The sequence below is a fragment of the Pseudomonas sp. IPO3778 genome (assembly GCF_013386825.1).
Taxonomy (GTDB): domain Bacteria; phylum Pseudomonadota; class Gammaproteobacteria; order Pseudomonadales; family Pseudomonadaceae; genus Aquipseudomonas.
In genome coordinates this window covers 1-7,875 of record NZ_JACARC010000035.1, presented here as the reverse complement: position 1 = coordinate 7,875, position 7,875 = coordinate 1, and the positions used below count along the sequence as shown (strand labels likewise).

Below are 7,875 nucleotides of genomic sequence, written 5' to 3'. Positions count from 1 at the left end.
GGCAAAGACCTTTTGGTTACTTTTGGGGCGTTTGCCAAAAGTGACCCGCTGTAAGAGCGGAACCCTAAGTGGCCGTTACCGCAGCAACGGATATGTACTCAGCCCCCCTTGATCTCAACTGCAGCTGACACCGGCTACCCACCAAAGATCTGCGAAGGCCGCCGCAACGTCGGGTCAAACGGGTTGATCCTCGGCCCGATCGCCGCCGCCTCGCGCTTGAGCAACTCCACCACCGTGGGCAACCGCCCCGGCCCCAGCCGGTCGCTGATGGTCGCCACACTCAACGCCGCCACCGCATGCCCATTGCGGTCGAGGATCGGCACCGCCAACCCGGCCATGCCTTCCAGCACCCCGGTATTACGCGCCGCATACCCCAACCGCCGCACACTCTCCACCTCCGAGCGCAAAAACACCTCGTCGTACAGGTGAAAATCCTTAAGCCGCGGCAAGTTGTAGCGGATCACCGTTTCGCGCTCTTCCTCCGGCAGGAACGCCAGGATCGCCAAACTGCCCTGCCCCACCCCCAACGCCACACGCCCGCCGATGTCACCGGTAAAGGTACGGATCGGGTACGGCCCTTCACTGCGGTCCAGGCAGATCGCATCAAACCCGCTGCGGGCCAACAGGAACAACGAGTCCCCCAACGACGCACTGAGCCGCAACATGCTCGGCCGCACCAGGTCCCGCAGGTTGCCGGTATTCCCCGCGTTCGCCGCCAGCGCAAAGAACTCCAGGCTCAAGCGGTAACGCTTGCTGCGCGCATCCTGCTCCACCATGCCTTCGTCCATCAGGCTGCGCAGCAACCGGTGGGTGGTGGGCTGGGACAACCCCACCTGCTGCGCCAGTTGCGTCACCCGCTCACCCCCGTCCGGCGCCGCGCCCAGAATGCGCAGCAACGCAAACAGCCGTGAGACGCCACCGGCGCCGACTTCTTTGACACTTTCATTCCGCTCAGTGGAATCCATACGCCGATATCTCACACTAAATTCTGGTCAGTGAATGAAACTGAAAAAAGTACTCTATCCAGTGAAATTCCATCTTCCGCCATCCTAGTCTTCGCCCTAATCTGCGTCCACAGGGGCGAAATGAACAACTCACGGCAGCCGACTCCAGATCGAGCGCCAACGCACCCGCACTACCCTTTTCGCATCTGCCCAAAACAAAAAAGCGCGTTTCGACGCGACTCAAAAAGGTGGAACGCAGACATGGCTTTTCTCCAACTCAACGCCTTGAGCAAACGCTACGGCGCCGTCGACGCGGTGGTCGCCACTGATCTTGCGGTAGAAAAAGGCGAGTTCGTTTCCCTGCTCGGCCCCTCGGGCTGCGGCAAGACCACCACCCTGCAAATGATTGCCGGCTTCGTCGACGTCACCGCTGGGCAGATCCTCCTCGACGGCCGCGACATCACCCACGCCAAACCCGCCAGCCGCGGCCTGGGCGTGGTGTTCCAGAGCTATGCCCTGTTCCCCCACATGACGGTGCGCGACAACGTCGCCTTTGGCCTGAAGATGCGCAAGGTGCCCGCCGGCGAGATCGCCAGCCGCGTCAAGACCGTGCTGGAGCTGGTGCGCCTGGCGCCCCACGCCGAGCGCTACCCCCGGGAGCTTTCCGGTGGCCAGCGCCAGCGCGTAGCCCTGGCCCGCGCCCTGGTGATCGAGCCGCCCGTGTTGCTGCTGGACGAGCCGCTGTCGAACCTCGACGCCAACCTGCGCGAAGAGATGCAGTTCGAAATCCGCCGCATCCAGTGCGAAGTCGGGATCACCACCTTGATGGTCACCCACGACCAGGCCGAAGCGCTGTCCATCAGCGACCGGGTGGTGGTGATGCAGGCCGGACGCGTCACCCAGATCGATGCGCCGTACAAACTCTACGAGCACCCGCGCACGCGTTTCATCTCGGATTTTGTCGGCAAGGCCAATCTGCTGACGGGCGACTTTGATCAGCTCGGCACCCCGCAAGTGCGTTTCGAGCCGGGCAACGGCGAACTGACCCTGAGCCTGCGCCCGGAAAAGATCGACCTGGTGGCCGCAGGCAGCGGTCGCCTGCAAGGCAAGATCCTCGACAGCTATTTCTTCGGCAGCCAGTGGCTGTACCGCATCCAGACCGCCATCGGTGAGCTGACCGTGGTGCGCCGCAACGACGGCAGCGCGCCTTTGGGCTGTGGCGCGGCGGTGGGCCTGGACTGGGAATCGAGCCTGCTAAGGGTGCTAGCCGCCGACGAGGTGCACCCATGAGCCGTGGCTACCTGTTGTCATTGCCGGCGCTGGTGCTGTTTTTCGGGCTGCTGATTCTGCCCCTGGGCCTGACGCTGGTGCTGTCGTTCAACGTGTTCGATTACCAGGTAGGGGTGAAGGCCGATGAATGGACCTTCGCCCACTACCTGTCGCTGTTCAGCGATTCGTACTTCTACGAAATTTTCTGGCGCACCTTCTGGATCAGTGCCCTGGTGACCTTGCTGTGTGTGGTGATCGGGGTGCCCGAGGCTTACATCCTCAGCCGCATGGGCACGCCATGGCGTTCGATTTTCCTGATCCTGATCCTCACCCCGCTGCTGATTTCGGTGGTGGTGCGGGCCTTTGGCTGGAGCCTGCTGCTGGGGGCCGATGGCCTGGTGAACCAGGTGATCCAGGCCCTGGGCGGCAAGCCGGTGAAGCTGCTGTACACCTCGTTCGCGGTGATCATCGCGCTGGTGCACGTGATGCTGCCGTTCATGATCATCCCGGTGTGGACCTCCCTGCAAAAGCTCGACCCGTCGGCGGAACAGGCCGCGTTGTCCCTGGGTGCCAGCCAGGCCACGGTGATGCGCAAGATCGTCTTGCCCCAGGTGATGCCCGGCGTGCTGTCCGGCACCCTGATTGTGTTTGGCCTGGCCGCCAGTTCCTTCGCGATCCCCGGCCTGCTGGGCGGGCGCCGGCTGAAGATGGTCGCCACGGTGGTCTACGACCAATACCTCTCGGAACTCAACTGGCCCATGGGCGCGACCATCGCGGTGGTGCTGCTGTTGGTCAATCTGCTGATCATGCTGAGCTGGAACCGCATGGTCGAAGGCCGCTACAAAAAGTCCCTGGGAGTATAAGACGATGTCCAGAAACGGTCCTTTGGCCCTGGGCTTTCACGGCCTGGTGGTGCTGTTCATGATGGCGCCGCTGGTGGTGGTGTGCCTGGTGGCCTTCACCCCGGAAAACACCTTGAGCCTGCCCACGTCGGGCTTCTCCCTGCGCTGGTTTCATGCGGTGTTCGAACGCGCGGACTTTATCCAGGCGTTCTATAACAGCCTGGTGCTGGCGTTCGTTGCCGCCACCTTGGCCACATTGATTGCGGTACCGGCCGCCCTCGCGATCAGCCGCTACCAGTTCCCCGGGCGCAACTTCTTCAGTGCGCTGTTTTTGTCGCCGATCATCATCCCGCACCTGGTGCTGGGGGTGGCGATGCTGCGCCTGTTCGCCATGATGGGCGTCAACGGCAGCTTCACCTGGCTGATGCTGGCCCACGTGGTGATCATCACGCCCTACGTGCTGCGCCTGGTGTTGGCCGCCGCCATCGGCATTGATCGCAGTGCCGAGCAGGCCGCCGAATCCCTCGGTGCCAGCCGCTTCACCCTGTTTCGCCAGATCACCTTGCCGATGATTTTGCCCGGCGTGGCCGGCGGCTGGTTGCTGGCGTTCATCAACAGCTTCGATGAAGTCACCCTGTCGATTTTTGTCAGCTCGCCGGCCACCCAAACCTTGCCGGTGCGCATGTACGTGTACGCCACCGAATCCATTGACCCGATGATGGCGGCGGTGTCGGCGCTGGTGATCGCGTTGACGGCGGCGGCCATGATTTTGCTGGACCGGGTCTATGGCCTGGACCGTGTGTTGGTAGGGAAACATTGATGGCTCTGTTCAAACGACTGGCCGAGACCCAGCGGCCCACCCTGGCGTTCACCCTCGACGGGCAGTCTGCCACGGGCTTGCTCGGGGACACCTTGCTGACCGCCGTACTGACCTGCGCCGAGCACCTGCGGGGCAGTGATTTCAGCGCCGAGCCCCGTGCCGGTTTCTGCCTGATGGGCGCCTGCCAGGATTGCTGGGTGCGGCTTGAGGATGGTCGCCGGGTACGTGCCTGTTCGACCTTGCTGGAAGACGGCCAGGCGATTCGCCGTGATCCGGGGCGCCAGGCATGAATCCAGTGGTGATAGTGGGCGCAGGCCCGGCGGGCGTTACCGCAGCACGGGCCTTGCTCGATCATGGTGTAACTCCGGTGTTGGTGGACGAAAGCCTGCGCGGCGGTGGGCAGATTTATCGGCGCCAGCCCGTGAATTTCCAGCGCTCGGCCAAGCAGGTGTATGGCTTCGAAGCCGGCAAGGCGACGGCGCTGCATCGCACCCTGGATGAGCTGGCCACGCAAATCGATTACCGGTCGGAAACCCTGGTGTGGAATGCGGAAAACGGCCGCCTGGACATGCTCAACAATGGTCAGGCCGAAAGCCTCGAGTATTCGCAGATCATCGTCGCCACCGGCGCCACCGACCGTATCCTGCCGGTGCCGGGCTGGACCTTGCCCGGTGTGTACAGCCTGGGCGCGGCGCAAATCGCGCTGAAGTATCAAGGCTGTGCCATCGGTGAGCGGGTGGCGTTTTGCGGCAGCGGGCCGTTGTTGTACCTGGTGGCGTATCAGTACGCGAAGGCCGGGGCCAAGGTGGTGGCGGTGCTCGACAGTGCGCCGTTCAGTGCCCAGTGCCGGGCGTTGCCGGCGCTGCTCGGCCAACCCGTGACGCTGGCAAAGGGGTTGTATTACCGCGCCTGGCTCACGGCCCATGGCATCCCGGTGCATCAGGGTGCAACGCTGTCGCACATCGACGGCGAGCAGCGGGTCACGGGCATCCACTGGGGCCGGCAGCACATCGCCTGTGATGCCGTGGCCTTCGCTCACGCCCTGCGCAGCGAGACCCAACTGGCGGATTTGCTCGGCTGTGAATTTGCCTGGAATGCATTGAACCGCGCCTGGTTGCCCGAGCGGGATGCGGCCGGGCGCAGCAGTGTCGCGGGCGTCTACCTGGCGGGAGACGGTGCCGGAATCATGGGCGCCGATGCAGCGCAGATGGCCGGCGAGCGCGCGGCATTGGCGTTGCTGGAAGACACCGGCATTGCCATCGACCACCGTCGCGGGCCTGTGCTGGAACAACAACTGGCAAGCATCCAGCGCTTTCGCCATGGCCTGGAAACCGCCTTCCCCTTCCCGGAAAACTGGGCTGCTGAAGCCCCGGATGAATTGATCCTGTGCCGCTGTGAAGAAGTCACCGTGGGCGAGGTACGTGCGGTGGTGGATGAAGGCCACTGGGAAGTGAACCGGGTCAAGGCCCATTGCCGGGTCGGCATGGGCCGTTGCCAGGGCCGGATGTGCGGCTTGGCGGCAGCGGAAATCATTGCCGAGCGCAGTGGCCGCGAGATTGAAAACGTGGGCCGCCTGCGTGGCCAGGCACCGATCAAACCCTTGCCGTTTGGCGTGGAGGTGCAGCCATGATCGACAGCGAAGTGATCGTATTGGGTGGTGGGATTGTTGGTGCGTCGGCGGCCTTGATGCTGGCGCAAAAAGGCCGGCGCGTGGTGCTGCTGGAGCGGGACTTTTGCGGTTCCCATTCCAGCGGCGTGAACTATGGCGGCGTGCGCCGGCAAGGTCGGCCCTTGCATCAATTGCCATTGTCGCAACGTTCCCATGAGCTGTGGTCCGACCTGCCGGGGTTGATCGGCATCGACGGTGAATACGTGCGCTCCGGGCATCTGAAACTGGCCCGCAGTCACGATGACCTGGCCGCGCTACAGGCGTATGCCGACGCCACCCGGGGCTTCGGCCTGGGCTTGCAAATGCTCGATCATGCTCAACTGCGTGCCCGATTCCCGTGGGTGGGCGATGTAGCGGTCGGCGCGTCGTTATGCCCGGAAGACGGCCATGCCAATCCGCGCCTGGTCTCCCCCGCCTTTGCCCGCGCCGCACAACGCCACGGCGCCCGGGTGATGGAGCAAACCGAAGTCACCCAGGTTGAACATGACGGCCAGCGGTTTCAGGTGCGCTGTGCCAATGGCCTGCAGCTGCAAGCCCCGTGGCTGCTGAACTGCGCCGGCGCCTGGGCTGGCACCGTGGCCGCGCAGTTTGGCGAGCCGGTGCCGATGACCTCGGCGCACCCGGCCATGCTGGTGACCGAGCCGCTGCCGGTGGTGATGGACGTGAGCACCGGCGTCGAAGGCGGCGGGATTTATGCCCGGCAAGTCGCCCGGGGCAATTGCATCCTCGGTGGCGGTCGCGGCTTTGCCCTGGGCCCGCAACAAGCGCGCCCGGGGCAGGCGGCGGTGCTGGAGATCCTGCGCAATGCCGGCGAGCTGTACCCGTTCCTCAAAGGTGCCCAGGCGATCCGCACCTGGAGCGGCACCGAAGGTTACCTGCCCGACCACGAACCAGTGATCGGCGACAGCAGCACCCAACCCGGCCTGCTCCACGGTTTCGGCTTTGCCGGCGCCGGGTTCCAGCTCGGCCCTGCGGTCGGTGAAGCCCTGGCAGAGATCGTCTGCACGGGGGCCAGCCGGCAACCCATCGAAGCGTTTTCCATCCGTCGTTTCCAAGCCTGAGAGGAAGATTTATGCACATGATCAAACGTACTGCGCTGTCTTGCCTGAGCCTCGCCCTGTTGAGCACGGCGGCCCACGCCGCACCGACGCTGTACCTGGGCATGAACGGCGGCACCATGGAACGGGTCTACGCCGACAAGGTGCTGCCCGCGTTCGAGAAGGCCAACAACGTCAAGGTAGTGATCGTGCCCGGCACCTCGTCGGACATCCTCGCCAAAGTGCAGGCCAACAAAGACAACCCGCAGATGCACGTGATGTTCCTCGATGACGGCATCATGTACCGCGCCATTTCCATGGGCCTGTGCGAAAAACTGACGCCCAACCCGACCCTGGACCAGATCCCGGCCAAGGCGAAGATCAAGGACGAAGCGGTGGCCGTGACCCTCGGCGTCACCGGCCTGGGCTACAACGCCAAGATGTTCAAGGAAAAAGGCTGGGCACCGCCCACCTCGTGGATGGACCTGGCCGACCCGCGCTTCAAGGACAAGGTGGTGTTCCAGTCCCTGGCCTCCTCCACCTTTGGGCTGCATGGCTTCCTGATGTTCAACCGGATTCAGGGCGGCAGCGAGACCAACGTGGAACCGGGCTTCAAGGCCTGGCCGAAAACCATCGGGCCTAACGTGCTGGAATACATCGCCAGCTCGGCGAAGATTTCCGAGATGGTGCAGACCGATGAAGCGGCGATCTTCCCGCTGACACCCACCCAGGTGACCACCCAGCAGTTGTTGGGTGTGCCGATGGAGTATGCCCAGCCGAAGGAAGGCGCGGTGGTGCTGAACGTGGCCGAGTGCGTGATTGCACGCAATGACCAGCCGGAGTTGGCGCAGAAACTGGCGCAGTTTTTGTTGACCGCTGAAGCTCAGGCGCCGGCGTTGGAATTGGGTGACCAGATTCCTTCGAACCCTACTACGCCGACCACCGATAAAACCCGGGCGCGGGTGGAGGCCATGAACAGCTATTTGCAGACGGCGATTTCGATTGACTGGGACCAGGTGAACCAGGCGCGGCCGGAATGGAATGCGCGGTGGAGTCGGTCGATCGAGCGGTAGGCTTTGGGGGTGAATATCCGTTATTTGGGTGATGGCTGATATCGGTTCCGCTCTTACAGCGGGTCACTTTTGAAAGGAGCCTGTACGGACCGGACACATGGTGGACACATGTGCGGGGACATGGTTGACACATGTGCGGGGACATGGTTGACACATTATGGCCCGTAATCAGGTTTGTTCACGTCGATAGTCCGCAAAAAGTGATGGCAGAAGTAGACGTC

At 63.4% G+C, this 7,875-nt stretch carries 8 protein-coding genes; 7 read left to right on the top strand and 1 reads right to left on the bottom strand.

Annotation, left to right across the window (positions count from 1 at the left end; all coding sequences use genetic code 11):
- Positions 1 to 134 precede the first annotated feature (134 nt).
- Positions 135 to 965 carry an IclR family transcriptional regulator gene (locus HX855_RS18325; protein WP_177045919.1) on the bottom strand — a complete coding sequence of 277 codons (831 nt, stop codon included), beginning with the start codon at positions 963 to 965 and terminating at the stop codon, positions 135 to 137.
- A 240-nt stretch (positions 966 to 1,205) separates the two neighbouring features.
- Here HX855_RS18325 and HX855_RS18320 point away from each other — a divergent pair, with 240 nt between their 5' ends.
- Genes HX855_RS18320 through HX855_RS18290 form a run of 7 tightly spaced genes read left to right on the top strand, consistent with a single transcriptional unit; the run spans position 1,206 to position 7,654 of the window.
- Positions 1,206 to 2,234 carry an ABC transporter ATP-binding protein gene (locus HX855_RS18320; RefSeq protein ID WP_177091494.1) on the top strand — a complete coding sequence of 343 codons (1,029 nt, stop codon included), beginning with the start codon at positions 1,206 to 1,208 and terminating at the stop codon, positions 2,232 to 2,234.
- Entirely contained in the window at positions 2,231 to 3,076 is an 846-nt protein-coding gene (locus HX855_RS18315) for an ABC transporter permease (protein WP_003218273.1), read from the top strand. Before HX855_RS18320 ends, HX855_RS18315 begins: the two co-directional genes overlap by 4 nt.
- Before the next feature lie 4 nt (positions 3,077 to 3,080).
- The gene (locus HX855_RS18310) at positions 3,081 to 3,875 is read left to right on the top strand and encodes an ABC transporter permease (protein WP_010175265.1); all 795 of its coding nucleotides are present in this window, start codon (positions 3,081 to 3,083) and stop codon (positions 3,873 to 3,875) included.
- Complete coding sequence (locus HX855_RS18305; RefSeq protein WP_177091496.1) at positions 3,875 to 4,165, top strand: (2Fe-2S)-binding protein; 291 nt, start codon at positions 3,875 to 3,877, stop codon at positions 4,163 to 4,165. The genes HX855_RS18310 and HX855_RS18305 overlap by 1 nt, the downstream gene beginning before the upstream one ends.
- Entirely contained in the window at positions 4,162 to 5,505 is a 1,344-nt protein-coding gene (locus HX855_RS18300) for an NAD(P)/FAD-dependent oxidoreductase (protein ID WP_177091498.1), read from the top strand. The genes HX855_RS18305 and HX855_RS18300 overlap by 4 nt, the downstream gene beginning before the upstream one ends.
- Complete coding sequence (locus tag HX855_RS18295; protein ID WP_177091500.1) at positions 5,502 to 6,605, top strand: FAD-binding oxidoreductase; 1,104 nt, start codon at positions 5,502 to 5,504, stop codon at positions 6,603 to 6,605. The genes HX855_RS18300 and HX855_RS18295 overlap by 4 nt, the downstream gene beginning before the upstream one ends.
- A gap of 17 nt (positions 6,606 to 6,622) precedes the next feature.
- Positions 6,623 to 7,654, top strand: a complete 1,032-nt coding sequence (locus HX855_RS18290) for an ABC transporter substrate-binding protein (RefSeq protein ID WP_177091502.1) — start codon at positions 6,623 to 6,625, stop codon at positions 7,652 to 7,654.
- The last annotated feature ends 221 nt before the right edge of the window (positions 7,655 to 7,875 follow it).